Here is a 14,356-nt window from a genome sequence, read left to right as displayed (position 1 = left end):
GAGAATGAAACTGAACAGATAGAGCTTGACATCATTATATTGCTGCATTTTAGCTCTTAGTATTTCTTGCTTAGCAATTATTGCTTCGTAGATAGTGCTTAGATATAAGCTGGATTGTATGATATATGGATTCATTGTTTTATTATTTAATTGGTTAAGAATTAAGCCCACCTGTCACATGGGCTTTGCTGTTAGTGGCTTATGCAGCCTGTTCTTCTTTAATCACTCCATGATTCTTTAGATATTGGGTAAGCATCTCAGAATAAATGGTATTCACATGGTCTGACTTTACTTCATTTATAATTTTAATGCTGCTCTCATTCAATGTCTTTATGGTACTTAAAGTTTCATCCAACCCAATCTTCTTGTTTTCACCGTTCGGTGCGTAATTGGCAAGCTGGGTAATTGCATCAATCATGTAGCGATGTCTTATAGTGTCCTTAGAAATCTTCATGTTGCTTAAAGTCTTGATAATTGTATCTCCTATTGTCAAGTCATATTCTTCAAGTTTGGCTTCACAAACTCCCTGCATGGCACTATTCCAGACTTTCAAACTTAGTGTCTTACCAAAATTATAGTATTTGGTGATTACGCTGATGTTTGCTTTCAATTCCAATGCCTTTTGGAACACTCTGTTAAAGAACTCCTGTTGAGTGGCTAATGCTGCATTACCAGCCTTCTCCAATCCATTGAAACCTCTGCTCAACACATTGTTCACTCCTCTGTACTTGCCAAACTCCTGTAAAGAATCAAACTTTTTAATTCTTACATTCTCTATGGTCAGTTTGGTGTCGTCCTTGACTATGGCATTAAGGTTGTGTTCATGGTAGCTTGCCCATTGCCAATATCCGTTTGCTGTATCAACAGGTACGTAAACATTGGGAGTGCCTTTAGGTACAATGTTTCCGTTAAGGTCTTTCAGCTCAATGTCTGCATTGTAAAACAGGGCGGCTTCTGTAATGTAGAGAGGAACTTTATCAAAATGTTCATTGGTTATCAAATCCTTACCACATTCAAGGTTTACCTTACTTACTGCCATGCTGTAAACAGATGTAGCGATGATGATTTCCTTTTCCTCTTTAGTAAAGACTACCTGTTTGTTTGTGTTCTTGCTTTCATTCCACAATTCTACTTTAGCAGTTGGTAGTTCTACCTTTTTAAGTGCTTCAAGATATGCAGTTTCAGCCTTGCCTACATTAACCAGTGCAGATTTCTTAATATTGGCTTCTGCATCCTTATTGGCTTCAAGCACGCTCTTGGCTTTCATCAAATTCTGACGGGCTTCTTCTACTGCTTGTAACTTAGTCTCTGCGGTTGTCATTTTTACTTCTTCCATGATTTCATTCTGATTTAAAGATTCAATTTCATTATTAATTTTCTCAGCTTTTACATTTACTAATTCGTTCATAGTTTTAATCTTTTAAGTTGTTGTTATTCATTTAGTGTAACCCTCAAACCTATGTACACTTGGTTATCTGATTACGTTGCAAAACTACTTGCTTCTGGGCTGATTAAAAGAGAGAAATTAATGAGTGGTTTTACTTTCCCTCTTAATTGGTAGCTCGTCCGCTATCGTTTTGACGGTGCAAAGATGGGATATAATGGCAGGATTAAAAGAGAGAAAAAAAGTCCTGCTTTCATGTACCCTCTTAATGGTATGAAGCAGGACTGTATTAATTATCAGATGTTTATTAGAAATATATGCTGTTCGCAGTATCAATTCTCTTGTCTTTATATTGCTTGATGTAGCCTTTTAAAACATCTTCATCATCTGAGAATTTACTATGTTTGGATAGTTTGGTGAAGTAGATAAGCTTTGATATGAGCAATGTCTTACTAAGTGATATGGTGCTTCCTTTCTTCTGTCTGACATTAAACTGCTTGTTATATGGAGATAGATTGAAGAAGTCATTGAACATCTTATAGAACAGCCATATCTGAACGGACTCCTTTTCTTCTGCATGGGTGCTTATGCTGACTTGTTGGCTCTGCATCCAAGGGTGTTCCTCTATCTCTTTTAGGTTATTGGCGATGGTAGTAGCTAAGTAACCTATTGCATTGGCATTATCAATTACTATCTGATGCTTACCCTCTACCTTTACAGATATAGTGATAGGTTTCTTAAAACTTACTCCAAATTGGTTAATCTCCTTATGGTTGTCAGCTATGGCTGTGGTGAATTTGGTGAGCTGTTCTATTCCAATGCCTGTAGCTTTCATTCCATCCAAGCACGTGCCACATGTATAATCAAAGATGAACAGAAGTAGAAACCAGAACTTGTCTATATCAACTCCCAAACCTTTTAAAGTATTTTGTATGTCCTCATTGGCTATATAATCTCCGTATGTGAAGTTGCCATATAGTTTATTCTGATTGTATCTTCTTATGAATAGAGGTAAGGCGGTAGTGCCACAGACGTATCTTTCTCCTGTGGCTGGGTCTATATCTACGTCTGGAACATATTTAACGGCTATGGCTTCCATGTATTCCAAACGGGTGTCAATGTTTATATAATCTTCCTTTAGCTTCTCCATAATCATTAGTTTAAGGCAAAGTTAAAAAATAATCCTCACCTGCATTTGCTGCAAGTGAGGAATTTGTGGATAGGATATGCCTTAGTAATTAGAATCTCCTGTGAACGTATCCATAAGTTTATCCATTTGTTCACCTATGCACTTGTCTATTAGCTTTGCATAGTGGGCAGTCATTCGTGTATTGGTATGTCCCAACATCTTAGAAACGACTTCCAGAGATATGTTATTAGCTAAAGTAACGGTACTTGCGAATGTGTGCCTACTTGTGTGAAAGCAAATCCGTTTATTGATTCCACAAAGTATAGCTATATCCTTTAGATATTTGTTGATGTCCGCAGGGTCTTGAATAGGGAGTAGTTTCTCTCCACCCTTGTACTTATCCAATATCAGTTTGGCGATAGGGAGTAGGGGGATGCGTGATAGAACTCCTGTTTTAACTCTACGCTTCTTAATCCATATTCTGCCTGTACTGTCTTTCTCAAAGTGCTCTGGTGTCAAGGTCTTAATGTCAATGTAACTAAGCCCAGTGAAGCACCCAAAGAGGAACATATCTTTAGCACGCTCCAATCGTGGCAGAGGAGTATCAAAGTTAATAATCTTCCTCAATTCTTCTTCATCCAAGAAATCCACTTCTACGGGTTCACGTTCTACTTTATAAGCATTTACAGGATTGTAGGATATATAAGAGTTGGCGACAGCTAAATTTAGTAACTTCTTTAAGAACTTTAAATGCTTGGTGCAGGAGTTTTGTCCCATCTTCTTCTCTCCTAAAAGGTAAGCATGGAATCCTTGAATGAAACCTAAGTTTATCTCTCTTAAATATAAGTCCTTACGTTCATATTTTTTCTGAATAAACTCTTTGAATAGTCTGCCTGTATATTCAAACACCCAATAAGTGGCAGGGGCAACAGTTTTACCTACCATTGCTTTGCGCTCTGTATTATGTTCATTCAGAACATCCAATAAAGTCTTCTCGTTCAGAGCTTCCACCTTATCTGTGATAGCTTCTTTTAATAGTTCAGCAGTGATAAGATAACCCTTTTGGAGTAGCTCAATTTCTTTTTGATATATCTTATTCCGTAGTTGAATCAGATAACCGTTGATTAGCTGCGCTTCTTCACTCTTGCCTTTTACAGCTTGCTTCTCTTTGTTCCAGTCAGCAGCAGGTACGTGTTTACCTGTACTAAAGTAGATTCTCTTTCCGTTAGTGGTGATTGAAACCTCAATAGGTGATAGACCTTTTTTGTTTTGCTTACTTTCTCTTAATGAAAAGTAAACCATTGTACAATGTTTCTCCATTTTAAATTGAATGTTATATGGAGTGTATCGCATTGTATTATAGTTGATTATGCCAATTCTTGCAGCCGTTTTTTAAGAATGGCAAATTCGGCTGCAAATCGGCTGCAAAAGTAACCTGTTTATGGCTTGATTTGAGGGGTAATTGGCTACTCTTTACATGAGTTGTTTGGACTTAAATAAAGCAGGATTTATCTTGTTATCTCCTTACTGATTCACCATTCATTCACTCTGAATAATGAGTGATGCAAGGTGCTTCAATCTGTTATCTAAGTCAAGTTACCATAAATAAAAAACTCCTGCAACCACAAGGATTACAGGAGCTTATCTATATTAAGTAACTTAAATTACTTGCTCAAGGCAGTAGCCACGTCAACCGCACAAGCCACTGTACATCCTACCATCGGGTTGTTACCAATTCCCAGGAATCCCATCATTTCTACGTGAGCAGGAACTGATGAAGAACCAGCGAACTGTGCATCAGAGTGCATACGACCCATCGTATCTGTCATACCATAAGAAGCAGGACCGGCAGCCATATTGTCCGGGTGAAGTGTACGACCTGTACCACCACCTGAAGCTACTGAGAAGTAAGGCTTACCTGCCAGTGTGCGTTCTTTTTTGTATGTACCTGCAACTGGGTGTTGGAAACGAGTAGGGTTAGTAGAGTTACCTGTGATAGATACGTCTACGCCTTCTTTCCACATGATAGCTACACCTTCGCGAACATCATCAGCACCGTAGCATTTTACTTTTGCACGTTCGCCATCAGAGTAAGCGATTTCGCGAACTACTTTCAATTCGCTTGTATAGTAATCAAACTGAGTCTGAACATAAGTAAAGCCATTGATACGAGAGATGATCTGAGCAGCGTCTTTTCCAAGACCGTTCAGGATACAGCGCAATGGTTCTTTACGTACTTTGTCAGCTTTTGCTGCAATTTTGATTGCACCTTCGGCAGCAGCGAATGATTCGTGACCTGCCAGGAATGCGAAACATTTAGTTTCTTCGCGCAACAACATAGCAGCCAGGTTACCATGACCGATACCAACCTTACGATCGTCGGCTACTGAACCCGGGATACAGAATGCCTGCAAACCGATACCGATAGCTTCGGCAGCATCAGCAGCATTTTTGCAACCTTTTTTGAGAGCGATAGCAACACCTACTACGTAAGCCCACTTTGCATTCTCAAAACAGATCGGCTGAGTTTCTTCACACGTTTTATAAGGATCAAGTCCGGCAGCTTCGCAGATTGCGTTAGCTTCCTCGATGTCTTTGATGCCGTTAGCGTTCAAGGCTTCAATGATACCTTTGATACGACGGTCTTGACTTTCAAATTTTACTTCTCTAATCATAGTTTCTTTTCCTCCTTATATTATTCGTGACGTGGATCAATGTGTTTAACTGCTCCCTGTTCTGCTGTTACGCGTCCGTATGTACCGGTTACTTTTTTCAAAGCTTCGTTAGCATCGGTTCCTTTTTTGATTTCGTCCATGAACTTACCCATGTGTACGAATTCATATCCGCAGATTTCATCGTTCTTATCCAAGAAAATATTCTTGATATAACCTTCAGCCATTTCAAGGTAACGAGGACCTTTAGCCAATGTACCATACAAAGTACCTACCTGGCTACGAAGACCTTTACCCAAATCTTCCAGACCGGCACCGATGATCAGACCACCTTCTGAGAAAGCTGACTGAGTACGTCCGTAAACAATCTGTAAGAAAAGTTCGCGCATAGCAGTATTGATTGCGTCGCAAACAAGGTCGGTATTCAATGCTTCGAGGATCGTTTTTCCCGGAAGAATTTCAGCAGCCATAGCAGCTGAGTGAGTCATACCCGAACATCCGATAGTTTCAACCAGAGCTTCCTGGATTACACCTTCTTTTACGTTCAGAGTAAGTTTACAAGCACCCTGCTGAGGAGCACACCAACCTACACCGTGTGTCAGACCTGAAATATCAACAATTTCTTTTGATTTTACCCATTTTCCTTCTTCGGGTATGGGAGCCGGTCCGTGGTTAGGACCCTTCTTTACAACACACATGTGTTCCACTTCGTGTGAATAAGTCATAATTAGCTCTTTTTTAAGTGATATAATTAAAAATACGTAGTCACGATTCTCAAATCGCACGCAAAGGTACTCGTTTTATTGGTTTTTGCAAATCGGCTTTTATTACTTTTTTATGAAAAGAATGAAATAGAAGAGACGGGGTTCGTATATTGTAATGTGGAGATTACATTTTAATATCTGAACTATTCCTCCAAGAGTTTGTTGTTTTTTGAAAAATGTAATTATGGAACTTAATCAGATAGATACACACTATTTAATAGCAGCCATTTCTGTTATAACAGCTGCTTTGGTTTTCTACACGATAGGAGTGTGGGGAGAACATGTGCAGGGGAAACTTAAATTCTGGCACATACTATTTTTTCTTTTCGGGCTGGTAGCAGATACCGTAGGAACGGGATTGATGAAGAGTATTGCTCATATGACTCATTTGCATGATGAGATACATACCGTGACAGGTATTATTGCCATTCTATTGATGCTGGTACACGCTATGTGGGCTATCTGGACTTATACGAAGGGATCTGCTGCGGCGAAGGCTCATTTCAACAGGTTCAGCATTTTTGTATGGTGTATCTGGTTGATTCCTTATTTTATTGGAATGTACTTAGGTATGTCGCTACATCATTAAGCTAAAATGTATTCTTTTTCGGATGACGGATAGTTGTCAAAAAAGTAATTATCTGCTGTCGAACGGAATAAAGAAGAACGATGGACTATCGTTCGTTTCTGTGTAACACATTGATTCTTAGCTTACAAACTATACTATTCTTTGAGTGTAAAAGTACGTATTTAATAGGATGTTAAATGCGTACTTTATGTATATAAACTATCGTATTTTTAGGATATAAAAGCACGTATTCTTGTCTGATAAAGATAGGAATGTGGATTCTTGTGTTAATAGTGTTAAAGGATTTACGATTGGACGATTGACTATTTACGATTGAAATTACTTTATTTGTAATTAAGAGTAACTCTTCAATCGTAAATAGTCAATCGTCCAATCGTAAATCCCTTAGTCCCTCATTAAAGGACTTTAAAACTTTTTGTTTGCCTGCTATCAGTTACTCTGATAATAGCAGGCTGAAGGAGAGTGAACTCTTGTAGTGTGCTGTTACTTGTCTGTGAACTTTGAAACCGTCCCATCAGATCATAAATCTCGATGATACTTTTTCCTTCTAATCCTGAAATTACAATCTTATTGCCTTCTTTATGGAGAGACAGGCCGGGGAGGCCTGTCGTTTTTTCTATCCCTGTTGGTGTTCCTTTTAACCCGAAGTCATCTTTGCTTGGCGACGATTCGGCATTTTCATATCCGGCTTTCATGAGTTCGTCTACCAGGCTGTTGATATATAGTTCCAGATAACAGTATCCGGTTTCAGGATCAATATCTTTGTAGGTCTTTCCTTTTGGAAGATATTTCGCTGCCCAATCATCGGGAATTCCGTCATTGTTACTGTCTGCAGGCTTAGCTGTCGAATGATATGTGATGTAACCTTCACTATTGGTTTGTGAATCAATGAGTCCGTTACTGCTCCCATTAGAACCTTCGAAAGTATAATTTCCATTTCTGACATCAGAGATAACACGAGCATCTATTACATCGCGTTTCAGACTTGCCCCGACATAGGCCAGTACTTTTTCATAGGCTGCGATTGCAGTATGGGTAGTGGTAGAAGCTGTTTCAAACTCTACGGGACTTTTGATATTTTCAATGTTTCCCCCAGGTAATGCACCATTGTTAGTGTTTGGATGAATGCCTACCCAATTGTCTGCATTTGTCTTGGCAATATTTGTTTTTGATTTACTGCTTAGCTTAGAACAGCTATCATCGAAATAGTTTCCTGATACATAGAATACTCCCCATACACCGGGCGCATTGGTTTGTGTCCCGTCGTCGGCATTCGGTGAAAAGATGCGGTAAGTTATATTGTCTTTAGTTGCTGTTGAAGGCCCCGGCTTATAGTAGTTATTGATGAAATTATAGTTACCTCCTTCTCCGGCATATCCGCCATTGGTAGGTCCCCAGTTATAAAATACGTTATTACGTAAATCTACCATTTCGTCATCTGGTCTTCCTGTATAACGACTACCACAAAGTCTGGGTACACGACTTTTATGATGTGCCAATAAGTTGTGGTGGAATGATGCTCCTTCGCCTCCCCAAATGCCACCGTATCCATGACTACCCTTACCGTGTACCGAATTAGTGAGGCTCTCGCTTAAAATGCACCATTGCATGGTGAAATTTTTGTTTCCGTAGAAAGAAGAACATTCGTCGGTACTCCAGCTCATAGTACAATGGTCTATGATTACATTACTCTGATTGCGTCCCCACATCGCATCATCTTCTGTTTTTTTCTCATCGCCCATTCGGCAACGAATGAAGCGGATGATTACATTGCTGGCTTTTATTACTACGGAATAGTTCTTGATACAAATACCATCTCCTGGAGCTGTTTGTCCGGCAATGGTTATATTATTATTTTTTATTTCGAGCGTACTTTCCAGAGCGATAGTTCCTGATACATCAAAAACAATAATACGGTTGCTACTTTTAAGTCCTTCCCGGAGTGATCCTGCTCCGCTATCGTTCAGGTTGGTAACGCGATAAACTGTTCCTCCTCGTCCACCTGTGGTGGTATACCGGGCAAATCCTTCTGCTCCTGGGAAAGCAGGTGTGTTTTGTGCATGGAGTCCACAGCTGGCTACCACTGCCATAACTAATATGGAAAATAGAGTAATGATTCGTTTCATAACTGATTAATACTTTTGTTTTCTGCAAAAATCGGCATTATTTCTTTTTTGTATGTGGATATATTATTCTTCTATGTGTAAGTTTTGGCTTTTGTAAGCAAAAAGCCAATATATGTAATGCTCCGTAACAATATATGTGGCAGAGCATTACATATATTGATGTGCGCCATTACATCTGCATCCTATTACCGATAACTTGAATATTCTTATAATAAAATCCCCGTGTAATTAATAGAGGGTAGGGTACCCTACCCTCTATTAATTACACGGGGATTATTCTTTTAAAAAAAGAAGAAAATACGCCTGCGCGCGTATGTAATAATGTGAATATAAAATTTATGGACAAAAAAAGGTATTTCATTGATAAAGTTCGTAACTTTGCAACATTATATAAACAGGAACACATTTATGATAGAAGTAACAGATGCTGCTCTGCAAAAAGCTGCGGGTGAAGGGATGGATGAGTTTATCCAGGTATTTACTGATAAATATAAAGAAGTGATAGGGGGTGAGCTGACTGCCGAAACGATGGCTTTGCTTACAGGTGAACAACATTCGCTGTTGGCCTATCAGATTTTTCGTGATGAGATTATGACGGGAGGTTTTTGCCAATTGATACAGAATGGTTATGGGGGATATATTTTTGATAATCCTTTTGCCAAAGTGATGCGTCTGTGGGGGGCTGAAGAATTTTCCAAATTGATTTACCGGGCGAAAAAGGTATATGATGCTCACCGTGCTGATCTTGAAAAAGAGCGAACCGAGGATGAATTCATGGCAATGTATGAGCAGTATGAAGCTTTTGACGAACTTGAAGAAGAATATTTTGAAATGGAAGAACAGGTAACTGCGACAGTAGCAGGGTATTTGGATGATCATTTGGAGTTATTTGCAAAAATAATAAAGTAGTCGGTGCAGTATTTTTTAAGTATCTGCATTTACTTATTGTGAATTGGAATTTATATCTTTGCAAACTCTAATAATAGATTTATGAAACAAGTGAAAATTTTGATGTTAGCCCTGGTTGTATTGATGGGCGTTGGTTTTACTTCATGTATGAATGGAGAGAATGATACTACGGTAAGGGAAGATGCTTTCGTTAAAGTTGTTTCTTATATGGGAAGTACTTGGTTTGAAGACACTAACGGATTTAGGTATTATCCTACTGACGCTTCTTTGGCTGCGATGAAGACTCAAATGGGCTTTGAACCGGTTAATGGTGGCATGGCATATGTGATCTATCAGTATGACTCAGCTACACAGACTAAAACGGCAACCTCAACTTCTTTGAAAGATTTGCAATTGTTGTATGCAACGAAGTTGGATGCTACTGTAGAATCAGTACAGCATAAACCTGAAGAAGGAGAGGAACCACTATCGAATGATTCAATAGCAAAAGCCCCTATCAGAGGTTTGGAGGGAACAATTAGTACTTCTTATGGAAATATTACGTACAAACCTATTATGTTTGATGAGAGTACATTATTGCTTCAGATTGATTACTTTATGGGACCGGAAGGTTTGTTATCTCACTATTTTACACTTGTTCATTATCGGGATGAGTCTGTTGATGAGAATACTATAAAGTTGTATTTGCGTCATAATAATGGAAAAGATACTTCTACCAGTTATACCAGCGTAAACTACTTAAATCAATATCCATTTGTATTCTATAAGGCATTCAATCTAAGAAAACTCGATGGGTCTATTAATGAAAATACAAAAATTATTATTGAGGTACAGGAGAATAATACCAATATAGATTTGGAGAGTGAGCAGACTAAAACTAAAACATATACAGTACAAATTAAGGCTAAAGAATAAATTTGGATTACAAAGAGTTATTTAAAATAGCAATGTCATTAATTTCCTCTCCGGCCAAGGCCTGGGAGGAAATTCGTTTGGAAGAGGATAGGCGAAAAGTCTTTGTGGCTTTTGTCTATCCTATGATTGGTTTATGCGGTCTCGCTGTCTTTATCGGTTCTTTATTGGCCAATGGATGGGGAGGTCCGCAAAGTTTTCAGATAGCCATGACGCAATGCTGTGCTGTGGCTGTAGCCTTGTTCGGTGGCTACTTTTTGGCGGCTTATGCCATCAACCAACTGAGGGTACAGATGTTTGGAATGTCAGATGATATCCCTCTGACTCAGCAGTTTGCAGGATACGCACTGGTTGTCAGTTTCCTGTTGAAAATAATTACCGGGCTGTTGCCTGATTTTAGCATCATCGGCTGGTTGTTGCAGTTCTATATCGTTTATGTGGTGTGGGAAGGTGCGCCGATTGTGATGCAGGTTGAAGAAAAGAACCGATTACGATTCACCATTTTGTCGTCTTTGTTGTTAATACTATGTCCGGCAGTGATTCAATTTGTGTTCAATAAACTAACAGCAATATTAAATTAAGAAAATAATGAAACTGGCTCCTGTAAATATAAAGAATAAACGTGCTACATTTGACTATGAGTTACTGGATACTTATACTGCGGGTATTGTGCTCACCGGAACGGAGATAAAGTCTATTCGCCTGGGAAAGGCAAGTCTGGTAGATACGTTTTGTTACTTTGCAAAAGGTGAGTTGTGGGTGAAGAATATGCACATTGCCGAATATTTCTATGGCTCGTACAATAATCATGCAGCCCGTAGAGACAGGAAGCTATTACTCAATAAGAAGGAGTTGAAGAAACTGGAACGGGGAACGAAGGAAACAGGATTTACCATTGTGCCCGTTCGTATGTTTGTCAACGAAAAAGGATTGGCTAAAGTTGTTGTGGCTTTGGCTAAAGGTAAAAAGCAATATGACAAACGTGAGTCTTTGAAGGAAAAAGATGATCGTCGTGATATGGACCGGATGTTTAAGAGATAGGGGATAAGGTTATAAAATTATAGGGTTATAATAGGGCTATAAAGGTTATAGAGGTATAAAAAGAGATGGCGAAAGCAACTATTCCACAATTAATATCCCAACGCATCCTTATATTGGATGGGGCGATGGGAACTATGATTCAGCAATACAACTTAAAGGAAGAAGATTTCCGTGGCGAACGTTTTGCACACATTCCCGGACAACTGAAAGGGAACAATGATTTGTTGTGCCTGACCCGTCCGGATGTAATTCAGGATATTCACCGTAAATACCTGGAGGCAGGTGCCGATATCATCGAAACCAATACCTTTAGTTCGACTACGGTTTCTATGGCCGATTATCACGTAGAAGAGTATGTACGTGAGATCAACCTTGCTGCTGTGAAACTGGCACGTGAAGTGGCGGATGAATATACTGCAAAGAATCCGCAAAAGCCTCGTTTTGTGGCAGGTTCGGTAGGGCCTACCAATAAGACCTGCTCTATGAGTCCTGATGTGAATAATCCGGCCTTTCGTGCATTAAGCTATGATGGATTGGCTACCGCTTATCAGCAGCAAATGGAAGCTATGCTCGAAGGAGGAGTGGATGCCATTCTGATTGAAACTATCTTTGATACGCTGAATGCCAAGGCAGCTATCTATGCAGCAGAACAGGCGATGAAAAAGACAGGTGTTGAAGTCCCCATTATGCTGTCTGTTACTGTTTCCGATACGGGTGGACGTACACTTTCGGGGCAGACATTAGATGCTTTCCTGGCTTCTGTGCAACATGCCAATATACTTTCGGTGGGACTGAATTGCTCGTTTGGTGCCAAACAATTAAAGCCATTTCTTGAGCAGCTTGCCAACCGTGCACCTTATTACATCAGTGCTTATCCGAATGCCGGACTTCCTAATAGTCTGGGTAAATATGATCAGACCCCGGCCGATATGGCTCATGAAGTAAAAGAATACATCCATGAAGGATTGATAAATATCATTGGTGGCTGTTGTGGTACTACTGATGCTTATATCGCAGAATATCCGGCCTTAATAGAAGGAGCAAAGCCCCATGTACCTGCTCCTAAGCCTGATTGTCTCTGGCTTTCGGGGTTGGAATTGCTGGAGGTGAAACCGGAAATCAATTTCGTAAATATCGGTGAGCGTTGCAATGTAGCCGGTTCGCGTAAGTTCTTGCGGCTTATTAATGAGAAGAAATATGATGAAGCACTTTCCATAGCCCGTCAGCAAGTAGAAGATGGTGCGTTGATCATTGACGTAAATATGGATGATGGGTTGTTGGATGCACGTCAGGAGATGACAACTTTCCTCAATCTGATAGCTTCGGAGCCTGATATAGCTCGTGTGCCTGTAATGATTGACTCTTCTAAGTGGGAGGTCATTGAAGCCGGACTGAAATGCCTGCAAGGTAAATCGGTAGTGAATTCTATCTCTTTAAAAGAAGGAGAAGAGAAGTTCTTAGAGCATGCCCGCATTATTAAACAATATGGTGCTGCTACTGTGGTAATGGCTTTCGACGAAAAAGGACAGGCAGATACTGCTGCCCGTAAAATAGAAGTCTGCGAGCGGGCTTACCGTTTGTTGGTTGATAAGATAGGATTCAATCCGCATGATATTATTTTTGACCCGAATGTTCTTGCTGTAGCTACGGGCATCGAAGAACACAATAATTACGCTGTCGACTTTATCAATGCAACCGGCTGGATTCGTAAAAATCTTCCCGGTGCACATGTGAGTGGTGGTATTAGTAATCTTTCATTCTCTTTCCGCGGAAACAATTACATCCGCGAAGCAATGCATGCTGTCTTTCTTTATCATGCTATTCAGCAAGGGATGGATATGGGAATTGTCAATCCGGCTACTTCCGTACTCTATACGGATATTCCGGCCGATGTGCTCGAAAAGATAGAGGATGTTGTTCTGAATCGTCGTCCTGATGCTGCCGAACGTCTGATCGAACTTGCCGAAGCATTAAAAGCTGAAAAGAACGGTGAACTTTCAACTCCCAACTCTCAGGTTTCAACTCATTTAGCCTGGAGAGAGGGTACTGTGCAGGAACGTTTGCAGTACGCATTAGTGAAGGGTATTGGTGACTTTCTGGAAGAAGATCTGGCGGAAGCATTGCCACTGTATGATAAGGCGGTGGATGTGATTGAGGGACCATTGATGGAGGGTATGAATCATGTAGGCGAACTGTTTGGAGCGGGGAAAATGTTTTTACCCCAAGTTGTGAAAACTGCACGTACCATGAAAAAGGCAGTGGCTATTTTACAACCGATTATTGAATCGGAGAAACAGGAAGGTGCTTCTACAGCCGGTAAGGTGCTGCTCGCTACTGTCAAAGGAGATGTGCATGATATCGGTAAGAATATTGTATCTGTAGTGATGGCTTGTAACGGTTATGATATTGTAGATTTAGGGGTAATGGTACCTGCCGAAACCATTGTACAGCATGCTATTGAAGAGAAAGTGGATATGATCGGTCTGAGCGGACTGATTACTCCTTCTTTGGAGGAGATGGTTCATGTAGCTATGGAATTGGAAAAAGCAGGTTTGGATATTCCTTTGTTGATTGGTGGCGCTACGACTTCGAAGATGCATACGGCTTTGAAAATAGCTCCTGTTTATCATGCTCCGGTAGTGCATTTGAAGGATGCATCTCAAAATGCCGGTGTAGCAGCACGGTTGCTTAATCCAAAGGCAAAAGAGGAACTGGTGGCAGAATTGGCAAAAGAATACAAGGATTTGCGTGATAAAAGCGGTATGAAGCGTCGTGAGACAGTATCGCTTGAAGAAGCACAAAAGAATAAACTGAATCTGTTTTAATTGAT

General features: G+C 40.0%; 12 protein-coding genes. 6 read left to right on the top strand and 6 right to left on the bottom strand.

The window, feature by feature from the left end; genetic code table 11:
- Positions 1 to 199: 199 nt before the first annotated feature.
- The 5 genes from ACESQI_RS18935 to ACESQI_RS18915 form a co-directional block, all read right to left on the bottom strand.
- On the bottom strand, positions 200 to 1,408 hold the full coding sequence (locus ACESQI_RS18935; RefSeq protein WP_181757180.1) for a hypothetical protein: 1,209 nt from the start codon (positions 1,406 to 1,408) through the stop codon (positions 200 to 202).
- Positions 1,409 to 1,691: 283 nt separating this feature from the next.
- Positions 1,692 to 2,534, bottom strand: a complete 843-nt coding sequence (locus ACESQI_RS18930) for a hypothetical protein (protein ID WP_181757179.1) — start codon at positions 2,532 to 2,534, stop codon at positions 1,692 to 1,694.
- An 81-nt stretch (positions 2,535 to 2,615) separates the two neighbouring features.
- Positions 2,616 to 3,833 (bottom strand): phage integrase SAM-like domain-containing protein, encoded by a 1,218-nt coding sequence (locus ACESQI_RS18925; RefSeq protein WP_373126776.1) that lies wholly within the window; start codon positions 3,831 to 3,833, stop codon positions 2,616 to 2,618.
- 344 nt (positions 3,834 to 4,177) lie between these two features.
- A complete protein-coding gene (locus tag ACESQI_RS18920) occupies positions 4,178 to 5,188 on the bottom strand; it encodes a GGGtGRT protein (RefSeq protein ID WP_373126774.1) in 1,011 nt (336 codons plus the stop codon).
- A gap of 20 nt (positions 5,189 to 5,208) precedes the next feature.
- The gene (locus ACESQI_RS18915; protein ID WP_002561828.1) at positions 5,209 to 5,910 is read right to left on the bottom strand and encodes an iron-sulfur cluster assembly scaffold protein; all 702 of its coding nucleotides are present in this window, start codon (positions 5,908 to 5,910) and stop codon (positions 5,209 to 5,211) included.
- A 223-nt stretch (positions 5,911 to 6,133) separates the two neighbouring features.
- On the opposite strand from ACESQI_RS18915, the gene ACESQI_RS18910 reads away from it, so the two are divergent.
- The gene (locus ACESQI_RS18910) at positions 6,134 to 6,538 is read left to right on the top strand and encodes an HsmA family protein (RefSeq protein ID WP_007484827.1); all 405 of its coding nucleotides are present in this window, start codon (positions 6,134 to 6,136) and stop codon (positions 6,536 to 6,538) included.
- 395 nt (positions 6,539 to 6,933) lie between these two features.
- Here ACESQI_RS18910 and ACESQI_RS18905 read toward each other — a convergent pair whose 3' ends face one another.
- Positions 6,934 to 8,664 (bottom strand): pectate lyase, encoded by a 1,731-nt coding sequence (locus tag ACESQI_RS18905; RefSeq protein WP_373126772.1) that lies wholly within the window; start codon positions 8,662 to 8,664, stop codon positions 6,934 to 6,936.
- Between the two features lie 408 nt (positions 8,665 to 9,072).
- Between ACESQI_RS18905 and ACESQI_RS18900 the strand changes: the two genes are divergently transcribed.
- The 5 genes from ACESQI_RS18900 to metH all read left to right on the top strand — a co-directional run bounded on the left by ACESQI_RS18900 (position 9,073) and on the right by metH (position 14,351).
- Positions 9,073 to 9,573: a DMP19 family protein gene (locus tag ACESQI_RS18900; RefSeq protein ID WP_025868003.1), complete on the top strand. Its 501-nt coding sequence runs from the start codon at positions 9,073 to 9,075 to the stop codon at positions 9,571 to 9,573.
- A gap of 81 nt (positions 9,574 to 9,654) precedes the next feature.
- The gene (locus tag ACESQI_RS18895) at positions 9,655 to 10,488 is read left to right on the top strand and encodes a NigD-like C-terminal domain-containing protein (protein ID WP_122201915.1); all 834 of its coding nucleotides are present in this window, start codon (positions 9,655 to 9,657) and stop codon (positions 10,486 to 10,488) included.
- Positions 10,489 to 10,520: 32 nt separating this feature from the next.
- Positions 10,521 to 11,066 carry a Yip1 family protein gene (locus ACESQI_RS18890; RefSeq protein ID WP_002561822.1) on the top strand — a complete coding sequence of 182 codons (546 nt, stop codon included), beginning with the start codon at positions 10,521 to 10,523 and terminating at the stop codon, positions 11,064 to 11,066.
- A gap of 7 nt (positions 11,067 to 11,073) precedes the next feature.
- Positions 11,074 to 11,526: an SsrA-binding protein gene (gene smpB / locus ACESQI_RS18885; protein WP_002561821.1), complete on the top strand. Its 453-nt coding sequence runs from the start codon at positions 11,074 to 11,076 to the stop codon at positions 11,524 to 11,526.
- Between the two features lie 65 nt (positions 11,527 to 11,591).
- Positions 11,592 to 14,351, top strand: a complete 2,760-nt coding sequence (gene metH / locus ACESQI_RS18880) for a methionine synthase (protein WP_373126769.1) — start codon at positions 11,592 to 11,594, stop codon at positions 14,349 to 14,351.
- The last annotated feature ends 5 nt before the right edge of the window (positions 14,352 to 14,356 follow it).

Origin of the sequence: Bacteroides sp. HPS0048, from assembly GCF_964240755.1 — a bacterium.
GTDB lineage: Bacteria > Bacteroidota > Bacteroidia > Bacteroidales > Bacteroidaceae > Bacteroides > Bacteroides nordii.
This window is presented reverse-complemented; position numbering and strand designations above follow the sequence as displayed.